The following is a 21,437-nucleotide window of genomic DNA, read 5'->3' on the forward strand; positions in this document are numbered from 1 at the left end:
CGTGATGCACGCCCGTCAGGTCAGGGCGCCTTGCAACCGCTCTTCACCGAAAAAGGCCGCCAGACGGGTCCACTGCGGGGTGTCAGGGCGAAGCCCAAGGTAGGTGATCGCGTTGTCGTGAAATACCGAACGAATATCCAGCCCGACGGACCGGGTGACGTTTTCTATGCGCCCGATGTAGTTGGGGTGGGTCGGCTCGCGCGCCAGCATCGACCAGTCGGTGCCGAACATCAGGCGGTCCGGCAGGGTGGGATATTGCCGGATCAGCGTGCGCAGCCTGCGCCGGATTCGTGATGTTTCTGACGCGGGGCCGTCATATGCCGCAACCCAGTAGCCAAGATCGGAATAAAGACCATCGTTGCTGGCCACCAGTTGCGCTGTGAGCTCTTCCCAATCCGTCGGACCTCCGTTGCACGTGTCGTCTGCGCCGGTTTCGTCGAAACGTCCGAAATGCGCCAGATTAACACGCAGGTCCGGATATGCCGTCAACACTGGCTCCCAGAGGGCGGGCGAGGCATTGAGTGCAGTGCAAACGCCCGCGGCATTGGAATTGGTGGCGTGGGATTTTATCGGGACATCATGCCGTGAACACCACGTGTACAAAGCATCAAGCTCGCGGTTGATGTCAGCGCCCCGTACCTTCTTTCCGGGTTTCTCGCCAAAAATCCCGGTGTCGTCATTGTCCGTCGGTTTGTAGCCGAGCGGCGGGTAAAGTTTGACACCGGCGAACCCGCGCCGGAAAACAGCCCGTTCCAGAAGCGCAAGCGGGTTGCGGCCCCGGGCGCGTTCCAGCGCGGCGCGGATCGGGCAGAACTGCAGAAAATTCAGGACCAGCATATCATCATTCCGGCGGGCGATTTCCGACATGACCTCAACCTGATCAGCCATGGGCGAGATCTGGTCATTGGCCCGAAACCAAAGCTCGAAATCCAGTACCGACGGCGACACCACCGCGACGTTGCCGCCGGCTTTGTAGAGCGTAACGTATTCATCCAGGATCCGGCTGCGCGGGCGTGTAAGCAGCCCAGCCCAGCGGACCGTCTGAAAGATGCGCGAATTGCGCAGGTAGGTGTTCTGGCCGGCGCGGCGTTCATAGATCCGCTGCGCCGTGGCGAAATCCGCAGGAGCGCCGATGGACGGCGCGAGATCGGGTTGCTGGCCGTCAGGTCCGCCGAGCAATTCCAGCAGCTCCTGGTCAGGGTCGCTGCCGTCCAGCGAAGGTGCTGCGTCCCGGTTTGCAAGATCGGCGCGGAATTTGGCAAGCGCACGGGCCACCGCGGCGGCGTCACCGGCATCGGACCGGCCGGTCACTGTGGGCGCGAAATCCCCCTCAGGTGCCGTGCGCAGAAAACTCAATTCGGTCTCCGCATCGGGCGTGGCTTCTCTGAGGATGAAGACGAGCAGGCGCAACAGCGCCCCAAGAAGGCCGGGCGGTTCGATATCCGAATGCGGATCGCGCAGGAACACCTGATCCAGATAGCCCAGAACGGGTATGTCCGTGCCGTTGAAGATATGCCCGTGAATATCGATGACCGGAAAATCGAAATCCGTGGGAAGGAGCGGTCTGAAGACCGAGCATCCGCCCAGCCCGGTCGCCGCGCCCATTGCGGCGTCCCGAAGAAAAGTGCGGCGATTATACATGTGTCAAATCCCTGAACTTCGCACTGGCTGACGACAGTCGCACCCACAGGACAAGCGATGCGCAGCGCGCGCTAAAATTGAACAAATAGAATCCACGTAACGCCAAGGTCGCATTTTTTGGGATTTTTTGGTAAGGTTTTTAAACGCCAATCCGCGGGCGGACCATTTGGGGTCGAGGTGGATCGTACGCGGCGCAGGCCGCCTGGCGCAGGTTGATGTGCGATGGTGATTGGCCGGAAAGCGGCATTTTGGCCTCGCGAGCGTTCGTCAGCGCCCGCTTTTATTGGAACGACATTTTAGGAGGGGTATTGATGAAACGATTTTCGAAAAACGGAATTGGGATACGGATGCTGGCCGCGGTGGCTTTGTCGGTGATCGCAATCGGCAGCATGCTGCACGCGCATGGCAGCGACGAGCAGGAGCAGGGCGTCGCCCCCGAGATTGCCAATTCTGCGCTGGCCCGGGTTGGTGGGCTGACGGAGTATTTCGACTCAACGGTCGATATGGATGCGGATATGGCGCCACCGTTTGTAGGAGAGATCATTCCGATCGCGGACATGGTCAGTAACGGGGACACCAGCACGTTGTACGATGTGATCCTGCAGCCCGGACACTACGGGCGTACCAGCGGGTCAACCGGCGGCGGCGGGGCGCTCATCTCTGAACAAAAGCTGGCGGCAGGTATCGTGGAACGGCTGGCCAGCCGTCTGAAGGAATTGGGCCATTCGGTCGCCGTGATCCCGGCGGACGGTTTTGCGCGCCCGCTGAAAGGCTATGTCTTCCTGTCGATCCACGCCGACGGCAGCAGCTCGCCCTGCGCATCGGCCCCGAGCCTCGGATATGACGACGGGAGCGACTTGCTGGGCATGCACCTTGTGGCATATGGTCTGGGCACCTCGCTGGGCTATACCTACAATGAGTTCATGAACGACAATTTCACCGCCAACCTGTCGTCTTACTACGTTTACAAGCACATCAAGTCGCGCATCTTCGAAGGGGTTCTGGAAGTTGGCGAACTGTCCTGCCCGGAGGAAGAACAACTGCTGATCGACCGTAAGGACATTATCGCCGACAATCTCGCATATGCGCTGGATGCTGCGGTCACGATCGGGAAACTGGCTGGTCGGTGACGGTTGGGCCAAGCGCGGGTGCCCGGATAATCCGAACCGGTCTGTCGTTTCCCCGTCGCTTTTGGTGAGCGGTCGTGCAGGGCGTCGGTATGCACCAGTATGACATACGCATGGCCACTCTGGCAGATGCTGGGCCACTGGCCGCGTGTATTGATCAAGCTTATGCGCATTATGAAGAGACCATACCTGACCTGCCGGATGTATCTGCAGGGATTGAGGAGGACATCTCTCGAAACTCGGTTTGGGTTGCGACAAAGTCCGGCCTGGTCGTTGGCGGGGCCATCGTGATCGTGCAGAATCCCGACGCTGTCCTGACAAACATCGCTGTGGCGCCTGTCGCGCGGGGTACGGGGCTGGGCCGTGCTCTGATGGCCCGCGTCGAAGATGACTGCCGCAGGCTTGGTGTGCACAGGCTGACACTCAGTACGCATGTGCTGATGCCCCGGAACATCGCGCTCTATCAGCACCTGGGATGGCAGGAAAGCGGTCGAGACGGCAACAAGGTCCGGATGGAAAAACGGCTTGTTTCGCACTAAGCCTGCGCAGACCAGGTGCCGGGCGCGTCGCAGTCTAGCCGGGCCACAGGATCCGGAAACTCCGTCACATGTCTTGGAAATAAAAATTTGAAGCCAGCGTGATGCGGTGCTTAGGTGATCGCAACACGCAGGCAGGTAAAGCGCATGACTTCTTCTTCGATACGCCTTGGCGTTGATATTGGCGGAACCTTCACAGACGTCGTTCTTGAGACAGATGGCAACGCATTTTCAACCAAGGTGCTGACCACCTACAGCGCCCCTGAGATCGCAATTATCGACGGCATGCATCAGGTGTGTGCGAAGGCCGGAGTGCACCCGTCCGACATTGGTCAGATCATCCATGGTACCACGCTCGCGACAAATGCGCTTATCGAACGGCGCGGGGCGAAAACGGCGCTGATCACCACGCAGGGCTTTCGGGACGTCATCGAGATGCGCACCGAAAGCCGGTTTGAACAATATGACCTGAACCTCAATTTGCCCGAGCCGCTGCTGCCGCGCCAGAGGCGCTACACCGTGGCGGAACGCGTTGATGCAAGGGGGGACGTGCTGATCGCGATTGACCGGGCGCAGGTGGAAAAAGTGGTGGAGCAGATTGCCGGGGCGGGTTTTGAAAGTGTCGCTATTGGCCTGATACACTCCTACCTCAATGATGCGCACGAAAGGCTGGTGGCGGAGGTTGTCGCCGAAAAGATGCCCGGCGCGATGATATCCTTGTCGGCCGAAGTGTCACCACAGATGCGCGAATATGAGCGTTTCAACACGGTTGTCGCGAATGCCTATATCAAACCCTTGATGAAGTCTTATCTCGGGCGGCTCGAAGGTCGGCTGCGGGACGAAGGTATCACCTGCAGGATCTTCCTGATGCATTCTGGCGGGGGCATCATGTCGCTTGAAAATGCCGCCGAGTTTCCCGTGCGGCTGGTCGAATCTGGTCCGGCGGGCGGGGCGGTCTTTGCGGCTCATATCGCGGCACGGTACGGGCTGAACAAGGTGCTGTCCTTCGACATGGGAGGCACCACCGCAAAGATCTGCCTGATCAAGAACCAGACGCCCAAAACAAGCCGTGTTTTCGAGGTTGCCCGGACCTACAGGTTCAAGAAGGGATCGGGGATGCCGATCTCGATCCCGGTGATCGACATGGTCGAAATCGGCGCAGGCGGCGGTTCCCTGGCGCATGTCGATGCGCTGCGTCAGATCCGCGTCGGGCCGGAAAGCGCCGGGTCCGAACCGGGGCCGGCCTGTTACGGCCGGGGCGGTGACAAGCCGGCGGTCACGGATGCAGACCTTGTACTTTGCAGACTGGATCCGGATAATTTTGCCGGCGGATCGATCCCGCTGCATCCAGCCAGGTCTAAAGCAGCCCTTGCGGCGGTAGTGGGCGACGTGCTCGACATGGATGCCACGACCGCCGCCTTCGGTCTTGCGGAGGTGGTCGACGAAAACATGGCCAATGCCGCGCGCGTTCACGCGGTGGAAAACGGCGAGGATCTCAGCGAATACACGATGATCGCCTTTGGCGGCGCGGCCCCGCTGCACGCGGGACGATTATGTGAAAAGCTGGGCGTGGACCGTCTGCTGGTGCCCCCCGGTGCCGGGGTCGGATCAGCCATCGGCTTTTTGCGTGCACCGATCAGCTTTGAGGCCAATCGGTCCGTGTATATGAAGCTGTCGGATTTCGATGGCGACAAAATCAAATCCCTGTTGGTCGAGTTGCAGTCCGAGGCGGTAGGGTTTGTCCGCAGTTGCGACGCGACAGCTGACATCCTGTCACAGTTCAAAGTGTACATGCGCTATACCGGGCAGGGTTGGGAGATACCCGTGGTACTTGGGGAAAACGACGCGCGGGCACCGGATGCTACGAGGTTCGAACGTCTGTTTGAAGAGAATTACACCCGGCTCTTTGGCCGGACCGTGCAGGGGCTTGATGTCGAAATCACGGTGTGGTCGGTCAACGCAACCACCCCGGCAGAGAAAGCCGCCGCTGTCGCAACGGCCAAGACCGCGGGCGCTGCGCCTGTTGCGGCGCAGAGACAGATGTTCGATCCGGCCAAATCCGACTACCTGGACACTTGCGTTGTACGACGCGATGCGATGGAGACCGGGGCCAATATTGCTGGCCCGGCTGCGATCACAGAAGACGAGACAACCATCATCGTGCCGTCCAGCCGCACCGCGATACGGCAACCCGACGGTTGCATCGACGTCATTCGGAAAGGTTAGCGCGATGGGACAAGAGCATTCGAATGTCGCCTATCAGGTCATGTGGAACCGCCTGATCTCTGTGGTTGAAGAGCAGGCGCAGGCGCTTGTGCGCACCGCATTCTCAACCTCGGTGCGAGAGGCCGGGGATCTTTCGGCGGGCGTGTACGATACCCATGGTCAGATGCTGGCGCAGGCGGTCACGGGCACGCCCGGTCACGTGAATGCTATGGCTGATGCGGTTGCGCATTTTATTCGGCGCATCGGTCGGCAGAACATTTTCGAAGGTGATATCTATATCACCAACGACCCATGGGAAGGGACAGGTCACCTGCACGATATCACGATGGTGACACCTTCGTTTCACAACGGTTTGCTGGTCGGATTTTTCGCCTGTACGGCTCATATTGTCGATATCGGCGGGCGCGGATTTGGCGCGGATGCAGCGAGCGTGTACGAAGAAGGACTGTACATCCCGATCATGAAATTCGCTGCGGGGGGCGATGTTGATCAGACACTTGTTCAGATCATCCGTGGCAATGTCCGCGCGCCCGATCAACTGATCGGAGATATCTATGCGCTGGCCACCTGCAACGAGATCGGGCATCGCCGTCTGATCGATATGATGCGAGAATTCGGACTGGATGATCTGGACGGCATCGCGGGCTTCATCCTGGAAAACTCGCGTCGCGCAACGCTGGAGCGGATCGCGGCCTTGCCGCCCGGAGAAGCCTGCGGCGAAATGACCGTGGACGGTTTCGACACGCCGATTACGCTCCGGGTCAGACTGACAATTGAAAAAGACCGTATTCTTTCGGATTTTTCAGGTACGTCCGGGGTGGATAAAAAGGGCATCAACTGCCCGCTTGTCTATACGAAAGCCTATGCGTGTTACGGCTTGAAATGTGCGGTTGCGCCTGAAATTCCCAACAATGCCGCCTCGCTGGCGCCTTTTGAAGTCTCGGCAGAAGCAAACTCCATCGTGCATGCGCTGCACCCGGCACCGGTCGCATTGCGCCACATTGTCGGGCACTTCGTACCCGATGCCGTTTACAATGCGCTCGACAAACTCCTGCCGGGCGTTGTGCCCGCCGAGGGGGCAGGATGCCTGTGCAACTTTCAGGTCAGTCTGCGCCCACGGACCGACGCCCCCGCACCCGTCGATGCGGTGCGGTCCGAAGTGCTCACCTTCAATTCCGGGGGATCCGGGGCAAGGCCCGAGCATGATGGGCTGAACGCGACGGCGTTCCCCTCCGGGGTGATGACAATGCCGATCGAGGCGACGGAGCACGCAGGCCCGGTCATCATCTGGCGCAAGGAACTGCGTCCGGATTCAGGCGGCGCGGGACGGCAGCGGGGCGGTCTGGGGCAATACATGGAGGTTGGGGCGCGTGACGGGCATGAGTTCGATTTTCAGGCCATGTTTGACCGGGTCGATCACCCGGCGCGTGGACGGCGCGGCGGCGCGCCGGGCGCGCCGACGACAATTGCACAGGACAACGGTACCTCGATGCGCGGCAAGGGAAAACAATTCGTGGCGCATGGGCGCAAGGTCGTCTTGGCTTTTCCCGGCGGTGCCGGTTACGGCGATCCCGCCGGGCGCGACAAAGCGCTGGTCAAGCGTGATCTTGCCCGCGGGTACATCTCGGCCCGGGTTGCGGCATCGGAGTACGGACTGAGTGATGACGACATCGCTGCGGTGCAACGCACGCTCCGCCTGGGAGAAGATATCTGATGTGCTGACAGGCGTGGCGTCAGCTAAAAGGGAAATGAACATGACAGATGAGAAAGTTGCACTGATCACGGCGGGCGGCAGTGGTATGGGCGCAGACTGCGCGCGCGCGCTTGCCGCGGATGGCTTCAAGGTGGGCATCCTGTCGTCTTCGGGAAAAGGCGAGGCATTGGCCAATGAACTCGGCGGCGTGGGCATCACCGGGACCAATCAATCGACGGAAGACCTGCAAAAACTCGTCGACGCCGCGATGTCCCGTTGGGGCCGCATCGACGTTCTGGTGAATTCGGCAGGGCACGGGCCGCGCGCGCCTGTGCTGGAGCTGACGGATGACGACTGGCACACCGGAATGGATGTCTACTTCCTCAATGTCGTTCGCCCCACTCGTCTGGTCACGCCGATCATGCAAACGCAAGGGGGCGGCGCGATCATCAATATCTCTACCTTTGCAGCTTTCGAGCCGAACCCCGTCTTCCCGACGTCCGGCGTGATGCGCGCCGGTCTTGCAGCCTTCTCCAAGCTTTTTGCCGATACATATGCATCCGAAAACATCCGTATGAACAACGTTCTGCCGGGATTCATCGACAGCCTTCAGGAAAAGGAAGAGTTTCGGGCCATGGTGCCGATGGGTCGTTACGGAACTCGCTGACCGAGATCGCTTCGGTTGTGGCCTTTCTTGCGTCAGAGGGTGGTGGTTATATCACCGGGCAGAACATCCGGGTGGATGGCGGCATTACACGGTCGGTCTGAGGGCGGCTATCGCCTGCCCGCCGTCGCGCAGCCGCAGTCATGCACCTTCGACGATGAGGAAATCGGCGTCCGCGTTTGCAGCCCGTATCTTTCGGGCCGCCTGATACTCTGGCGAGTGGTAGCAGTTTAGCGCCGTGTCATAGTCCCTGAATTCGACGACGACATTGCGGTCGCGTGCAACACCTTCAAGCGCCAGATAGCGACCGCCCCGCACCAGAAAGCGCGCTCCGAACTTCTCGAACGCCGGTCGTGCAGCGTTGAGGTAGGCCGGGTATTTCTCTGCGTTTTTTACCGAGACACGTACAACCCAATATCCTTTGGACATGGCAAAACTCCCTGATTCTAAGCTGTTTTGGAGGAGAAAGAGCCGCAGCGCGACGGATGCTGCGCCGCGCCGGCCTGCATCTGCGTGGCAATGAGGCCAAAGGCGTCTGCCCATGCGGATTTCACCCGTGGCGTCCACGCTTCGCCAAGCCCTTGTTCCAAGGTCCAAAGCAGGGCCGTGCCGACGCTGTCGTAGTGATGGGCCTCAACACCATATCCGGCATGGCGACGCCCGAGGCTCTCGACGTCCCGCAGGATGCTGTCCGGTGCATGGAGGTTGGAAATGACCGCGGCGAGGGTCTGCAGTAGCTTGCCCTTTTGCTGTGACATATCCGTTGCCGCAAACATGCTTCGGGTGCCTGGATCGATGGCAAAAAGGCGGTTGTAAAACAGATCGGCGGCCGTGTCGGCAATGGGGACCACCTGTTGCCACGTTTCCTGAACCAAGGCGATATTCTCACGTTCCATGCTATGCTCCTGACTGAATAACCGAACGAAGACGCGCGCTTTTGCGCATGATGTTCTCAATAGCGCTTTCCTTTGGTCATAAAAAATGAATAATTAAGATATTTTTGATCTCAAAAAGTGATGTATGGACCTGCAGGAACTGAGAATCTTTGCCACGGTGGTTCAGGAAGGTGGCATTACAAAAGCTGCCAAGCGTCTGAACCGTGTGCAGTCAAATGTCACCACGCGCGTACGTCAGCTGGAGGATCGCCTGCAAACGGAACTCTTCCACCGACGCGGCAAGCGGCTGATTTTAACGCCTGCGGGGCAGACGCTTCTGGAATATGCCGAGCGGTTGCTAGCCCTCGCCAGCGAGGCAGAGGCGGCAGTGCAGCATGACACGCCTCGGGGAGTTTTCCGATTGGGTGCAATGGAAAGCACGGCAGCCGTAAGACTGCCGGAACCCTTGTCCGTTTACGCGAAAAAACACCCCGACGTGGTGCTGGAGTTGAAAACGGGTAACCCGACCCAATTGTCGAAAGCGCTGATGGCGGGCGAGATTGATGCCGCGCTTGTTGCCGAACCGGTGGCAGAAGCGCGGTTTGACTGGATCGTCGCCTTTGACGAAGAGCCGGTGATCGTGACAGGGCAAGACCACCCGCCGATCAGCGATAGCGGAGACCTGCCAAGAACGGTCATCGTGTTCGAACACGGCTGCCCGCATCGCCGCAGGCTTGAGGAATGGTATGCGGAGCGTCGGGACCTGCCGCAAAGAACGGTTGAACTGGGTTCTTATCACGCGATGCTGGGCTGCGTTCTGGCGGGCATGGGTGCGGCACTTGTCCCGCGCAGTGTCATTTCGAGCTTTCCGGAAGCACACCGTCTGAGGATACATCGCCTGCCCAAACATCAGCAAAGACTGCGCACGTTGCTGATCTGGCAAAAGGGCGCCTGCCCACCGAAAGTCGCGGCATTGCGGCGTATCTTACAGGGTGGCGACCGCCCGAATACCGACCAGGATCCAGCGAATGGCCCGTCGCACAAATAATTTTCGAATAAATTCGACCCCTCGCGCGTTTTCTAGATGTTGACTGAGCCATTCACCAGAAACCGGGAGGTAATATTTCATGAAATTTCTTGCTACCGTCGCCACTGCAACCTTGTTTGTGGCAACCGCGGCGTTTGCCGGCGGGCATGCCAACTGGGCGTCCGTCGATGGCGAGTCGAGCGTTGCCTTCGGATCCATCAAGAATGACACGGCCGGGGAGGTGCATCATTTCAGCGCCGTCAAAGGGTCGGTCAGCGAAGCCGGAGAACTGGCAATCATGATCGACGTGTCCTCCGTGGAGACCAACATCGACATCCGCAACGAGCGGATGACCGAGCATGTGTTTCAGGGTGGGAGTGCGACGGCCGTCTTAAGCGGTGAAATCGACATGGAAGAACTGACCGCACTGGAGGTCGGGGCAACCCGGTTGATGGACATTGAAGGTACATTGACTTTCGGCGGGCTCGAAACGGATGTCGAAGCGAAAATGCTCGTGGCCCGGCTTGGTGAGGATCGCGTGCTGGTCACAACGGCCGATTTCATCATGCTGTCGACCGAAGATCTTGGCATTGACGCGGGGATCGATGCGCTGATGGAGCTTGCCAGCCTGTCCGGCATCACTCGGGTGACCCCGGTCTCTGTGCGCATGGTTTTTGAAAAGTAACATGGTAACAAGTGCTTTCCCGCATCGTGCCCGATGTGCGATGCGGGACAGTGATTTCGACGCTCCGATCGGAGCAAAGCGTGCGGGAATGCCATTCGACAGTGTCGTGCTACAATCAGGTCTGCCCCGGGGCGGGGAAGTGCTGGCCAGAAAGACCCTATGCCAGGCACCACGATGGCAGTCGCGAATTGCAAAGGGCCGGTCAGATCGACGGTGTGATTGCCTATCTGGCTGCAACAGGTGAAAGACGCGCCATGCAGGCGGCGGCTACGACTGAGGGGATGTTTTGACATTTTGGCGCAACGATCAGGCTCAGGATGCTGTTCGGAATGGGATTCCGGACATCTTGCCGCGTATTTGGCGCTACAGTCTGACACTGACGGGCACAGCTGACCGCGCCGATGATCTGGCGCAGGGCGCCATTCTCAAAGCGCTGGAGAAGGCAGAGCAGTTCGAGGTTGGCACCCGGCTGGACAGATGGATGTTCCGCATCGCTCACAATCTGTGGGTAAGTGACATGCGCAAGAACGCGGTACGTGCTGGCGGCGGTCTGGTGGCAATAGAAGAGACCGATATCATCAGCCCCGATGCCGGACCGGAAGCCGCTGCCATGCACCGGGAGGTTCTGATGGCGGTGCTGCATTTGCCGGAGGCACAGAGGGTGACCGTGGTTCTGGTCTACGTCGAGGGATATTCGTATCGCGACGCGGCAATGATACTGGACATTCCGCTGGGTACCGTGATGAGCCGTCTGGCTACCGCCCGGGCAACTTTGGGCCAGAAATTCCGCGAAGAAGGAAGGGCGCGTGATGCAAGATAGATATTTCACCGATGAAGAGCTTGTCGCCTTTCTGGATGGCGAAAATGACCTTGCCCCCGTGGAAGAGATTGCCCGGGCCGCGGCATCGAACGCAGCTCTTGTCCGGCGTATTGACGCGTTGAAAATTGACGAGGACGCAATTGCCTCCAGCTTTGATCTTTTGAGGGTTTCATCTCGTCCAATGCCGGTTCTGCCCGACACGCCACACCGACAACCGCGCTTTCAGATCGCGGGTATGGCCTTGGCGGCAAGTGTCGCTTTGGTGGTCGGGTTGGCGGCTGGCGCGTTTTATGGCAGCGCGCGTCACCCCGGTTGGGCGGAATACGTGGCCTCGTATCAGGCGCTCTATTCCAACAGCACATTGGCGCATGTCAATCAGGATCAGACCGCCAAACAGTCGGAGCTTGACCGGGTGGCAGCGGCCATCGGTAAGACGGTCGCGGTTGATGCGCTGCAGTCTTTTCCAGAGATGGAATACAAGCGCGCTCAGGTGCTGAGCTTCAAGGGCCGTGCCCTGATCCAACTGGCCTTCCTGACCAGAACGGGGGATCCGGTCGCCCTGTGTATCATCAGAACAGAGGGTGACGCCACCGAAGGACCGGTGATGAGCGACATGGAGGGTATGAGCGCCGCGCGGTGGACGCGGGGCGGATTTGAGTATCTGTTGATCGGGGGAAGCGATGACTCCCTCATCCGGCGTGTCGCTGACACGTTTTCGTCACGGGACATCTGATCTGGCGGCTTGCTCGCCGGCTCTGCCATCACTGCCACAGTAGTGCCGTTATTGCGGACGTGTTGTTTGCCCGGGCACGAATTCGATGGGAAGAACCGTACATGTGTCGGTTTTTGCACCGTTGATCCGCGCCAGCAGATTGCGTGCGCCGACAATGCCCATGAGCTTGCGCAGCGTGCGCACTGTTGTCAGTTCCATCGGCAGCACGCTTGCCAGATCCAATTCGTTGAACCCGATGATCCCGATGTCGTCCGGCACAGAGAGGCCCTTCGCCTGGCAACTCATCATCCCGCCGAATGCCATGTGGTCATTGAGGTAGCAGATGAGGTCGGGGACATCGCCGCTCAAGAGTTCCGAGGTGCCCTGAAAACCCGTGGCGAAGTTGTTGTCAGATGCGATGCGCGACGACAGAACGGGCGCAGATTTAAGACGTGCAAACACCTCGCGGACACCTTCCAGGCGGGCGTCTGCGCGGGTGTCATGGCCGCGTGCCGTGCTGACAAAAGCAGGACGCGCATACCCCAGCGCGACAGCATGTTCGCCGATCATCTGCCCTGCCTTGAAGTGGTCGATGCCCACGCAAATGTCGATTGGATCCTCGCTCTGGTCCCAGATTTCCAGCACTGGAATGGGCGCAGCCCGCAACAGGTCTTGTGTCTCCGGAGTGTGATCGGTGCCCGTCAGAATAATGCCCGCTGGTTGCCATGATAAAAGGCGCCGCACCCAGTTAAGCTCGGCTTCGGGGCTGTATTCGGTGGTATCAATCACGCTGGAGTAGCCCGCGGAATCGAAAGTCTTGCGCATGCCGTTGAGGATGTCGGCAAAGACTTCACCGGCAAAAGTCGGTAGCGAAATGCCAATGAGGTTTGAGTTCGCAACGGCAAGGGAGCGGGCGTTGCTGTTCGGCACATACTTCATTTCCCGCGCCAGCCGGAGGATTTCCGCACGCTTTTTCTCGGACACGCCTTCGACGCCGCGGATCGCCCGGGACACGCTCATGATGCTGACATTCGCCCGTGCCGCCACGTCCTCGATCTTGGTGGGTTTGCTGTCCTTGACCATAGCGCGCGCGCTGCTCCCCGTGGAAATACTATTTTATATCAAAATATTAAGTGTCAGATAACGTTAACGCTAACGTTGTTTATTGCTTTTTCACTTCGCGAAAGCCAGTCCTTTGTGCACTTTTGAAACCTAGGCGAGAGCATCGCAGTCGTGGTGCAGGTGGGGGATCACGTGCCGAAAATTATTTTTGATCAAGTGTCCAAGAGCTATGGATCGGTGGAGGTCCTGCCGCCGTTTGACCTGACCTTCGATGATGGGGAATTCACCGTTCTGGTCGGGCCTTCAGGGTGCGGCAAGTCAACGACGCTGCGCATGCTCGCCGGGTTGGAAACGCTGACCGGCGGCGAGATCTACTTTGATGACAAACCGATCAGCAAGCTGGACCCCAAGGAGCGGGACCTTGCGATGGTGTTCCAGGATTATGCGCTCTACCCGCACATGAACATCGCCAAGAACATGTCCTTTGCGTTGCGTCTTGCCCGGGTCTCCAAATCCGAGATCGAGGAGAAGGTTCAGCGCGTCGCAAAGATGCTGAACATAGCGCATCTGCTGGATCGCAAACCTGCAGAATTGTCCGGCGGGCAGCGCCAGCGGGTGGCTATGGGTCGTGCTCTGGTGCGGGATGCAGGCACGTTTCTGTTCGATGAACCGCTGTCAAATCTTGATGCGAAGCTGCGCGGCAAGATGCGCGCGGAACTGGCAGAGATGCGCGATACGATCGACAAGAACATGGTCTACGTGACCCATGATCAGGTCGAAGCCATGACATTGGGAGACCGGATTGTCGTGATGAGCGATGGGTTCATTCAGCAACAGGGCACCCCGGAGGAGTTATTCAAACGCCCGGTCAACAAGTTCGTGGCCGGCTTTATCGGATCGCCCACGATGAACTTCCTTGACGGGGAACTTGCGCAGGAGGGTGACGCGATGTGGGTACGCGGCGATGGGTATGCCTTGCCGCTTGATGCGGAAATGGGTGCCCGCCTGAAATCTGCCGCCGCAAAGGACGTGACGCTCGGCCTGCGGCCATCCAGTTTCACCTCCGAAGGCACCGAAGGCGCGCCGATCGAGCTGCGTGTGATCGTCTCTGAATATCTGGGCGCGCAGTCGGTGTTGGTCACCCGCTGTGGCGCGGCCGATGTTCTGGTGGAGACGCAAAGTGCAGCGCCGATCAGATCCGGTATCGTTCAGACCTTTGGCGTGCTGACGGGCGAAATCATGATCTTCGACAAATCAACAGGGCTCAGGCTCTGACACAAGCCGAATGTGGCATTAGGGAGGAACCAAGAATGCTATCACTCAAATCAATTCTGACAGGAACGGCGGTATCCGTCTCCATGGCGGGGGTCGCGGTTGCGGACGGTCATGGCGGACCGTATGCGCCATACGACGGGACGACGTTGGTGATCAACGTGCCAGCGCACCCACATTATAACGCGATGATGAAGATCCTGCCTGAATTCACCAAGGAAACCGGGATCGAGGTCGAGGTCGACCAGTTGCAATATCTCAAGATGCGCGAAAAGCAGACACTGGAGTTGACCAAATCCAGGGGCGACTATGACATGATCGCTTATGTCGTCTTTTCCAAGGCCGATTACGTTTTCGCGGACCAGCTTGAAAACCTCGCGCGGTTCTTCATGGACCCGAAACTTGCCGACCCGTCTTATGATGCCGAGGACCTGATAGACGGCTATGTCGCCAACATTGGTATCGCAGGCGGGTTCAAGGGGTATCTTCCGGGGGCAACCGGGTCGTTGTTCGGCATTCCCTATGGGTCGGAAACATCCGTGCTGGCCTACCGCAAGGATATCTTCGAAAAACACGGCATCGATGTGCCGCAAAACTATGACCAGCTTTTGGACGCAGCCTGCAAAATACCCGAAGTGGAACCGGGCATGGGCGGAATGGCATCGCGTGCGGCGTCGGGTCATCAGGCCTCCCACGCATTCCTGCTGCACCTCGCGCCTCTGGGCGGTCGGGTCTTTGACGACAGTTGGGAGCCGATCATCAATAACGAGGCCGGTGTTGCTGCGGCTAACGCGCTGAAGACCATCGTGGATTGCGGCCCCGAGGGATCCCAGACATTTGGCCCCGCCGAAGCTGCGGCAGCCTTCAGTCAGGGGCAGGCGGCGATGTTCATGGATTCCATCGCCTTCGCCGCGGGCTTTGAAGATCCCAGCAAGTCGAAAGTGGCCGGTAAGGTTGGTTATGCGCTGCATCCCGAAGGCGTGCGCCGTGGATCGCAAACCGGCGGGTTTGGCATCGCGATCCCCAAGAATGCTCAAAACAAGGAAGCCGCTTTCCTGCTGATGCAGTGGCTGACGTCCAAGAGAGGCGACCTTCTGGTGGCGATGGCAGGGGGCAACCCGTCACGGTTCTCGACCTATCAGGATCCGGGGCTGAACGAGAAATACCCCTATTCCGCGACCTTTGGTGAAGCGCTGAAATACGCCGATCCGGACTGGCGCCCGATCATCCCGACATGGGGCAAGATCAACGCGGATATCGGCACAACGATGAGCCAGGTGCTGACCGAAGGGCTCGACCCTCAGGAAGCGCTCAACGGTGTGGCCGAGCGCGCGCGCGCCATCATGGACGAGGCTGGGTACTACACCTGGCAGTAGACCTCTCCCAGCGGGGTCGGGCGGCACCTTGCTGCCCGGCCCACCCCCTGCTTCCTTGGACATCAGATCATGCAAAGCGCCAATGTAAACAGAGCAACGCCCTACTTGTTTCTGGCCCCCGCGGCGCTGGTGATGGCGGTCGCTCTGCTCTACCCGATCGGGTATATGATCTACGCCAGCTTTCTGGACTGGAATCCGAGCCAGCGCATTGGCGAAGCGGAATTCGTGGGGCTTCGCAACTATATCAACCTGCTGGGTGACGCCGCCTTTCGCGAAAGCTTTTACGTAACGCTGAAGTTTGCCACCGTGGTGGTCAGCCTCGAAATGGTTCTCGGGGTCGGGCTGGCGCTGCTGCTTGACCGAAATATTCGCGGCATGTCGGTGCTGCGGACGCTGTTCATCCTGCCGATGATGATCGCACCCATCGTGGTCGGGCTGATGTGGCGCTACATGTACCACCCTTCCGTCGGCGTCTTTAACCGCACACTGAAATCCCTGGGCCTCGACCCGATCCCCTGGCTGTCTGACGGGAACTGGGCCTTTGCATCCGTCGTCATCGCCGACATCTGGCAGTGGACGCCCTTCATTTTCATCCTGTCGCTTGCCGCGTTGCAGTCGCTGCCGCAATCCGCGATGGAAGCGGCCCGGATTGATGGCGCCACCGGGTGGCAACAGGTCATCTACATCAAGCTTCCCCTGATGATGCCCGTCTTGATCGTGACGCTGCTCTTGCGCCTGATCGACGCTTTCAAGGTCCTCGAAGTGATCCTCGTGCTGACAAACGGCGGGCCCGGCCTGTCTACCGAGATCCTGTCCTTGCGCATTTCCCGCACCGCGTCGGAGTTCCGGGAGTTGGGCGAGGCGGCGGCGATGTCGAACTACCTGCTTATCCTGCTGGTGATCCTCACCTTCGCGATGTTCGCCTATAACAAGGCAACCGAGGCGCGCACTGCCCGGTTGCGAAAAGCGGCCGAGGAGGACGTGTGATGGCGGACAAGTCATACGACAAACAGAACCCGGCCTATTACGCGTTGCTTGTCGCTTTGGTGGTGATGGCCGTGGGGCCGATCGCGATGATGCTGATGACCTCGCTCAAGCTGAATGTCGACATCATGTCAGATACCTCTTCGCTGCTGTTCATGCCGACCTTGCGCAACTACGAGACCGCCCTGTGTGACTTCTTGTGGTACGAGGCGCCGCATATCGACTACTGCGACAAAACCTTCGGGCGCGCCCTGATCAACTCGCTGACGATCTCGCTGATCTCCACGGTGCTGACACTTGTGATCGGCTGTATGGCGGCCTACGCCCTCGTCCGCTTCCGGTTCATGGGGCGCGACACGGTGTCTTTATCGACACTTGCGATGCGCATGGTGCCGCCTGCGGTGCTGCTGGTGCCGGTGTTTGGCATCTGGACCTTCCAGTTCCAGATCGACGGGACGCGCGCGGGGATCATTCTGGTTTACGTGGCGATGAACCTGCCTTTCGTGATCTGGATTTTGCAAAGCTTTATCGTGCAGGTTCCGATCCAGTTGGAAGAGGCGGCCCGGATGGACGGCGCTGGCCCGTTTCAGGTCTTCTTTCTTGTCGTCCTGCCCCTGATCAAACCGGGGCTGGCCGCCGCCGCCATCTTTACGTTTCGGGTGGCCTGGAACGAATTCCTGCTGGCCAACGCGCTTGCCGACCGCAACTCACGCACAGTGCCTGTGACAATCGTGAATTCCATCACCGAGTTCGATATCGACTGGGGCGTCATCATGGCCACCGGCATGCTGCTGGCCATTCCGCCGATCATCTTCACATTCGTGGCGTCTCGCCAGATCATCACCGGCATGACCGCAGGCGCGGTAAAGGGTTGATGATGGAGTGGCTATCGGCCCCGATGGACGCAGCCCGAATGCACGAGGTGGGCTGGCATCTGAGCTGGCATGCCCGTCTCATGGTCGCCGCCTGGGGGGTGCTGGTGCCGTTGGGCATCTTCATTGCGCGCTATTTCAAAATTATGCCCGGCCAGCAATGGCCCGACAAACTGGACAGCCACTTCTGGTGGAACACGCACCGCATCTGCCAGTATTCGGCCTGTCTGCTCATGGGCGTTGGCCTCTGGCTTGTCCTGACGGCACCCGCTTTCGTATCGCTGCCGGGGCCTCACGCCCTGCTGGGTTGGACAGCGCTGTCGCTGGCCGCCGTGCAGATTGTGGGCGGCATCCTGCGCGGCACCAAGGGCGGGCCAACGGAACCTTCCGCCGACGGCTCCCTGCATGGTGACCATTTTGACATGTCGACGCGTCGGCTGGTTTTTGAATACGTCCACAAGACCATCGGCTACGCCGCCCTGTTGCTGTCGGTGCTGACCATTCTGTCTGGCTTGTGGCAGGCGAATGCGCCGAACTGGATGTGGGTTTGTTTAGCCGTCTGGTGGGCAGGGCTGGTGGTTGCATCGGCTGCATTGCAACGGCGTGGCATGGCGGTGGACACGTATCAGGCCATATGGGGCCCTGATCCGTCGCTGCCGGGGAACCAGCGCAAACCCATCGGTTTGGGGGTCGAACGCCCTTCGGTCGAAACCCTGCCGCAACCAAACGACTGACCCGCAATAGATCCGGGCCTGAGACAGCGTCTTGCGGCCCGGCAGGTCGGCACGCAAAAGAAGCTAAAATCCCACCGCCATACCATCTTTTCGGGGATCGGACCCGGCCACGTACCCTCTGCCTGGAAGGCGGTGGATCAATTGCGCCCCGCCAAAGCCAAAGGCATTGTCGGGCGCTTCCAGAGAAACCTGATGGCCCATGGCACGCAGCGCCTCCAGAACATCTCGAGGCATCGTGGTCTCGCAGGCAACCCCCAGCCCCTCCGTCACTCGCCACCGCGGGGCGTCAACCGCCATTTGCGGGTCCTGGTCGAACAGCTGTGTTCTCAGCACCATTTGCACATGCCCCTGCGCCTGCATCGGGCCGCCCATCACACCAAAGCTCATCACCGGACCGGCAGACCCCATCAGGAAGCCGGGAATGATCGTGTGGAAAGGCCTTTTCCGCGGGCCGACCCTGTTTTGGCTCAGGGGGTTCAGGGAAAAACCGGCGCCACGGTTTTGCAGGGACACACCTGTGCCGGGCACGACAACACCCGACCCGAAGCCCGCGTAGTTCGACTGGATGAAAGAGACCATCATGCCGGAGGCATCTGCGGCAGTCAGATAGACTGTCCCGCCCTGACGGGGTGCGCCCACGCCGAAATCCGTTGCGCGTGCGGTGTCGATTTCCTTGGCCCGAGCCGCCAGATACCCATCGTCAAGCAGGTCGGCAACCGTGATGTTCCGCATATGATCAAGATCGGCAACGTAGTGTTCGGCATCGCGCAGCGCCAGTTTCATGGCCTCGATTTGCAGGTGAAACGCTTGCGGATCATCCGCCCCAAGATCGCGGATATTGGTGTGGGACAGAATGCCCAACCCCATCAATGCCGCGATCCCCTGACCGTTGGGCGGGATTTCATGCAGGGTCACGTCATCAAATCCCTTGGAGATTGTTCCGCACCAGTCTGCCTGATGTGTCGCCAGATCTTCCAGAGAAAGCGCGGCGTTGTGCTTCTGGGCGAATGCGACGATTGCTTCAGCAATCTCGCCTTCATAGAAGGCCTTACCGCGGGTTTCTGCAATGCGCTGTAGAGTTGTTGCATGACCCGGGCTCGAAAAGTACTCGCCCGCTACCGGAGCTCGGCCCTCGGGCATGAATGTCCCGGCGAACCCCGGTTGCTTTGCCAATTGCGCGGCGCCGCGCTGCCAGAGCGCTGCAATGACCGGCGAGACGGCAAAGCCGTTTTCCGCGTAGCCGATTGCCGGCTCAAACAGGCTCTCGAATGGCAGGCGCCCGAACTTCTCTGACAGGCTCACCCAGGCTGACACGGCGCCGGGCACTGTCACGCTTTCCCATCCGTGAAACGGCATCTTCTGCAGCCCGTCGAACCGGTCGGGTGACCAGCCTGCCGGAGATCGCCCGGATGCATTCAGCCCGTGCAATTCGCCGCCGTCCCAGAGGATCGCGAAGGCGTCTGAACCGATACCGTTACCCGTGGGTTCGACAACCGTCAGGGTGATGGCGGCAGCGAGGGCGGCATCAATCGCGTTGCCGCCGCGCGAAAGCATCGACAGGCCCGCCTGTGCAGCGAGCGGATGCGAGGTTGCCACCATGTTGTCCGCAGATACGGCGGACCGGCGAGAAGGGTAGGGGTGATGTGATCTGAGGTGCATGCGCCAGGCTCTCGTGTCAGATGCCGATCCGTCGGGGTCAGCGGGAACACGGCCTTACTAAAGCACTGCGCGACCCAAGGCGATGGGCAAATAAGAGCACGAATGCCGCCGGTTCGCATGTGCATCGCTTGCCACAAGAGAAAGATCGCAAAGGGGACATGCCGATCATGCCCCCTTTTTGAAATGGATCAGCCGCAGGGGTCTGCATCCAGCCGTTGCTGGTTACCCGACTTTATACCCCCAAAGACTTGTCTGAGTGGCACTGAAGTATCCGTCAAATCCGCGCAGATGCCCCTGCAGTTCCAGCGTGTCACCGGCGCTGAGCATCACCATGGTCTGCACGTTCAGGACGGTCTGATCAGACACATGTGGCCCGGTAATTTCGCCGACAGATCCCGAGACGACTTCAACTCCGTTGCGCACCAGTCGGGCACCGATCCGCGCCTGATCGGACGCATTCTGTTTGAAGGTAAGGGATGCCCCGAAAACGTAGCTGCCGGGTGCCGGCGCGACGAAGTGATTATTCGCCGAATCAAAGGCATTCTGGTCGTTAAATTCCGTCAGGTTGATGGCAATTTTCGTCCATGTATCCGCTGGCAGGTAATTGTCGAAGTTGGTGACCCCCTTGAACCGGGGCAGATTTGGCTGATCAACGACCCCCGTGGCAGCATCGACAATCAAGCCGTCGTGGAACGCCAGGCCATCCGCCGAGGTCGCAAGGCGCAGGTTGTCACTGCCGAACAGGCCAAACAGCGCGCGCGTGGCAAAATCCTGCTGGAATATGAAACCGGCATCGTCCGCGCTGGTTTCCTTGTTCACCGTCGATATCAGGCTGCCGTCACCGCCATCGGCTTGGTAAAGCGCGGTCCAGAGCGCCGCGTTCAGCTTGGCCGAGAAGGGCGTCGCCGGCAGCGAGATCATACCCAGTCCGAAAGCTTCGATTTCCTGGAGTTCCGCACTGTCGAGGTCAATCCAGTCCGTGCCATCGTGCACGATGAGTGTTTCGCGGTTCAGCACATAAGCGCGCCAGCCGCCCTTGGGCGCAAAGAACTGCCACAGGCCATTTTCAAACAGCGCAACGTCACCATCGTGTCCAAGCCAGGCATCGGTACCATTATCACCCACGATGTAGCGCTCGCCCTCTGTCGGAGATACCGGCGGCGTTGGCTGATCGTCCGCCAGCACGCTCAGTTGCGTCAGCACATCCAAAATGCGCAATGCCTCGTTGTGAGTGACGTGCTTCTGAGCCTGGTTTGGCTGGATGAACGGCAAAGACAGGCTGCTAGAAGTATCGGCCATTGGTTTCCCCATGAGACTAGTTGTGATCGGCGCCAAGGTGCGGCATTCGTGTTTCTGGCCTGTTAACCTGTCGTGCGTAGCAGTAAGATTCTGAAAATATGTGATTTTGCTGGACAGTGCCGAATTATTGCCGCAGGCGCATGCGCGGCTTTAGCGCAGTGGGAATTAGTGTT

General features: G+C 59.5%; 19 protein-coding genes and 1 pseudogene. 14 read left to right on the plus strand and 6 right to left on the minus strand.

Features of this window, described 5'->3' with window-relative positions; translation table 11 throughout:
• Positions 1-15: 15 nt before the first annotated feature.
• Positions 16-1,641, minus strand: coding sequence for an amidohydrolase family protein (locus tag KX928_RS05160; protein ID WP_219499661.1), 1,626 nt, complete (start codon positions 1,639-1,641; stop codon positions 16-18).
• A gap of 311 nt (positions 1,642-1,952) precedes the next feature.
• Here KX928_RS05160 and KX928_RS05165 point away from each other — a divergent pair, with 311 nt between their 5' ends.
• From KX928_RS05165 to KX928_RS05185, 5 genes and pseudogenes are all read left to right on the plus strand, one after another.
• A complete protein-coding gene (locus tag KX928_RS05165) occupies positions 1,953-2,771 on the plus strand; it encodes an N-acetylmuramoyl-L-alanine amidase (protein ID WP_219499663.1) in 819 nt (272 codons plus the stop codon).
• Positions 2,772-2,881: 110 nt separating this feature from the next.
• Positions 2,882-3,307 carry a GNAT family N-acetyltransferase gene (locus tag KX928_RS05170; RefSeq protein ID WP_219499665.1) on the plus strand — a complete coding sequence of 142 codons (426 nt, stop codon included), beginning with the start codon at positions 2,882-2,884 and terminating at the stop codon, positions 3,305-3,307.
• A 144-nt stretch (positions 3,308-3,451) separates the two neighbouring features.
• The gene (locus KX928_RS05175; protein WP_219499667.1) at positions 3,452-5,530 is read left to right on the plus strand and encodes a hydantoinase/oxoprolinase family protein; all 2,079 of its coding nucleotides are present in this window, start codon (positions 3,452-3,454) and stop codon (positions 5,528-5,530) included.
• Positions 5,531-5,534: 4 nt separating this feature from the next.
• A complete protein-coding gene (locus KX928_RS05180) occupies positions 5,535-7,244 on the plus strand; it encodes a hydantoinase B/oxoprolinase family protein (RefSeq protein ID WP_219499669.1) in 1,710 nt (569 codons plus the stop codon).
• 40 nt (positions 7,245-7,284) lie between these two features.
• A pseudogene (locus tag KX928_RS05185) lies at positions 7,285-7,991 on the plus strand (SDR family oxidoreductase).
• A gap of 37 nt (positions 7,992-8,028) precedes the next feature.
• Here the strand turns inward: KX928_RS05185 and KX928_RS05190 are convergent.
• Both KX928_RS05190 and KX928_RS05195 read right to left on the minus strand, forming a co-directional pair.
• Positions 8,029-8,316, minus strand: coding sequence for a DUF1330 domain-containing protein (locus tag KX928_RS05190; protein WP_219499671.1), 288 nt, complete (start codon positions 8,314-8,316; stop codon positions 8,029-8,031).
• A gap of 17 nt (positions 8,317-8,333) precedes the next feature.
• Entirely contained in the window at positions 8,334-8,783 is a 450-nt protein-coding gene (locus KX928_RS05195) for a globin family protein (protein ID WP_219499673.1), read from the minus strand.
• 124 nt (positions 8,784-8,907) lie between these two features.
• On the opposite strand from KX928_RS05195, the gene KX928_RS05200 reads away from it, so the two are divergent.
• From KX928_RS05200 to KX928_RS05215, 4 genes are all read left to right on the plus strand, one after another.
• Positions 8,908-9,810, plus strand: a complete 903-nt coding sequence (locus KX928_RS05200; RefSeq protein ID WP_219499675.1) for a LysR family transcriptional regulator — start codon at positions 8,908-8,910, stop codon at positions 9,808-9,810.
• A gap of 79 nt (positions 9,811-9,889) precedes the next feature.
• Positions 9,890-10,474, plus strand: coding sequence for a YceI family protein (locus KX928_RS05205; protein WP_219499677.1), 585 nt, complete (start codon positions 9,890-9,892; stop codon positions 10,472-10,474).
• A 286-nt stretch (positions 10,475-10,760) separates the two neighbouring features.
• The gene (locus KX928_RS05210) at positions 10,761-11,294 is read left to right on the plus strand and encodes an RNA polymerase sigma factor (RefSeq protein ID WP_257883519.1); all 534 of its coding nucleotides are present in this window, start codon (positions 10,761-10,763) and stop codon (positions 11,292-11,294) included.
• Positions 11,281-12,027: a DUF3379 domain-containing protein gene (locus KX928_RS05215; protein WP_219499679.1), complete on the plus strand. Its 747-nt coding sequence runs from the start codon at positions 11,281-11,283 to the stop codon at positions 12,025-12,027. Before KX928_RS05210 ends, KX928_RS05215 begins: the two co-directional genes overlap by 14 nt.
• A 48-nt stretch (positions 12,028-12,075) precedes the next feature.
• Here KX928_RS05215 and KX928_RS05220 read toward each other — a convergent pair whose 3' ends face one another.
• Complete coding sequence (locus tag KX928_RS05220) at positions 12,076-13,089, minus strand: LacI family DNA-binding transcriptional regulator (RefSeq protein ID WP_219499681.1); 1,014 nt, start codon at positions 13,087-13,089, stop codon at positions 12,076-12,078.
• 171 nt (positions 13,090-13,260) lie between these two features.
• Here KX928_RS05220 and KX928_RS05225 point away from each other — a divergent pair, with 171 nt between their 5' ends.
• From KX928_RS05225 to KX928_RS05245, 5 genes are all read left to right on the plus strand, one after another.
• A complete protein-coding gene (locus KX928_RS05225; protein ID WP_219499683.1) occupies positions 13,261-14,343 on the plus strand; it encodes an ABC transporter ATP-binding protein in 1,083 nt (360 codons plus the stop codon).
• A 35-nt stretch (positions 14,344-14,378) separates the two neighbouring features.
• On the plus strand, positions 14,379-15,716 hold the full coding sequence (locus KX928_RS05230; protein ID WP_219499685.1) for an extracellular solute-binding protein: 1,338 nt from the start codon (positions 14,379-14,381) through the stop codon (positions 15,714-15,716).
• A 69-nt stretch (positions 15,717-15,785) separates the two neighbouring features.
• The gene (locus tag KX928_RS05235) at positions 15,786-16,703 is read left to right on the plus strand and encodes a carbohydrate ABC transporter permease (protein WP_219499687.1); all 918 of its coding nucleotides are present in this window, start codon (positions 15,786-15,788) and stop codon (positions 16,701-16,703) included.
• On the plus strand, positions 16,703-17,575 hold the full coding sequence (locus KX928_RS05240) for a carbohydrate ABC transporter permease (protein WP_219499689.1): 873 nt from the start codon (positions 16,703-16,705) through the stop codon (positions 17,573-17,575). Before KX928_RS05235 ends, KX928_RS05240 begins: the two co-directional genes overlap by 1 nt.
• Positions 17,575-18,306 carry a cytochrome b561 domain-containing protein gene (locus KX928_RS05245; RefSeq protein ID WP_219499692.1) on the plus strand — a complete coding sequence of 244 codons (732 nt, stop codon included), beginning with the start codon at positions 17,575-17,577 and terminating at the stop codon, positions 18,304-18,306. Before KX928_RS05240 ends, KX928_RS05245 begins: the two co-directional genes overlap by 1 nt.
• A gap of 63 nt (positions 18,307-18,369) precedes the next feature.
• Here the strand turns inward: KX928_RS05245 and KX928_RS05250 are convergent, their stop codons facing one another.
• Both KX928_RS05250 and KX928_RS05255 read right to left on the minus strand, forming a co-directional pair.
• Positions 18,370-19,965: a gamma-glutamyltransferase family protein gene (locus tag KX928_RS05250; RefSeq protein WP_219499694.1), complete on the minus strand. Its 1,596-nt coding sequence runs from the start codon at positions 19,963-19,965 to the stop codon at positions 18,370-18,372.
• Between the two features lie 222 nt (positions 19,966-20,187).
• Positions 20,188-21,264, minus strand: a complete 1,077-nt coding sequence (locus KX928_RS05255) for a DUF2793 domain-containing protein (protein ID WP_219499695.1) — start codon at positions 21,262-21,264, stop codon at positions 20,188-20,190.
• Positions 21,265-21,437: the final 173 nt, after the last annotated feature.

This window comes from Roseobacter insulae (genome assembly GCF_019375555.1).
Lineage (GTDB): Bacteria > Pseudomonadota > Alphaproteobacteria > Rhodobacterales > Rhodobacteraceae > Roseobacter > Roseobacter insulae.

What these genes read in the sequence shown, in the direction of transcription:
- KX928_RS05205 (WP_219499677.1), top strand. Translation starts at nt 9,890, where the DNA reads ATGAAATTTCTTGCTACCGTCGCCACTGCAACCTTGTTTGTGGCAACC.
- KX928_RS05180 (WP_219499669.1), top strand. Translation starts at nt 5,535, where the DNA reads ATGGGACAAGAGCATTCGAATGTCGCCTATCAGGTCATGTGGAACCGC.
- KX928_RS05245 (WP_219499692.1), top strand. Translation starts at nt 17,575, where the DNA reads ATGATGGAGTGGCTATCGGCCCCGATGGACGCAGCCCGAATGCACGAG.
- KX928_RS05160 (WP_219499661.1), bottom strand. Translation starts at nt 1,641, where the DNA reads ATGTATAATCGCCGCACTTTTCTTCGGGACGCCGCAATGGGCGCGGCG.
- KX928_RS05190 (WP_219499671.1), bottom strand. Translation starts at nt 8,316, where the DNA reads ATGTCCAAAGGATATTGGGTTGTACGTGTCTCGGTAAAAAACGCAGAG.
- KX928_RS05170 (WP_219499665.1), top strand. Translation starts at nt 2,882, where the DNA reads ATGGCCACTCTGGCAGATGCTGGGCCACTGGCCGCGTGTATTGATCAA.
- KX928_RS05255 (WP_219499695.1), bottom strand. Translation starts at nt 21,264, where the DNA reads ATGGCCGATACTTCTAGCAGCCTGTCTTTGCCGTTCATCCAGCCAAAC.
- KX928_RS05240 (WP_219499689.1), top strand. Translation starts at nt 16,703, where the DNA reads ATGGCGGACAAGTCATACGACAAACAGAACCCGGCCTATTACGCGTTG.
- KX928_RS05195 (WP_219499673.1), bottom strand. Translation starts at nt 8,783, where the DNA reads ATGGAACGTGAGAATATCGCCTTGGTTCAGGAAACGTGGCAACAGGTG.
- KX928_RS05200 (WP_219499675.1), top strand. Translation starts at nt 8,908, where the DNA reads ATGGACCTGCAGGAACTGAGAATCTTTGCCACGGTGGTTCAGGAAGGT.
- KX928_RS05250 (WP_219499694.1), bottom strand. Translation starts at nt 19,965, where the DNA reads ATGCACCTCAGATCACATCACCCCTACCCTTCTCGCCGGTCCGCCGTA.
- KX928_RS05165 (WP_219499663.1), top strand. Translation starts at nt 1,953, where the DNA reads ATGAAACGATTTTCGAAAAACGGAATTGGGATACGGATGCTGGCCGCG.
- KX928_RS05230 (WP_219499685.1), top strand. Translation starts at nt 14,379, where the DNA reads ATGCTATCACTCAAATCAATTCTGACAGGAACGGCGGTATCCGTCTCC.
- KX928_RS05175 (WP_219499667.1), top strand. Translation starts at nt 3,452, where the DNA reads ATGACTTCTTCTTCGATACGCCTTGGCGTTGATATTGGCGGAACCTTC.
- KX928_RS05235 (WP_219499687.1), top strand. Translation starts at nt 15,786, where the DNA reads ATGCAAAGCGCCAATGTAAACAGAGCAACGCCCTACTTGTTTCTGGCC.
- KX928_RS05220 (WP_219499681.1), bottom strand. Translation starts at nt 13,089, where the DNA reads ATGGTCAAGGACAGCAAACCCACCAAGATCGAGGACGTGGCGGCACGG.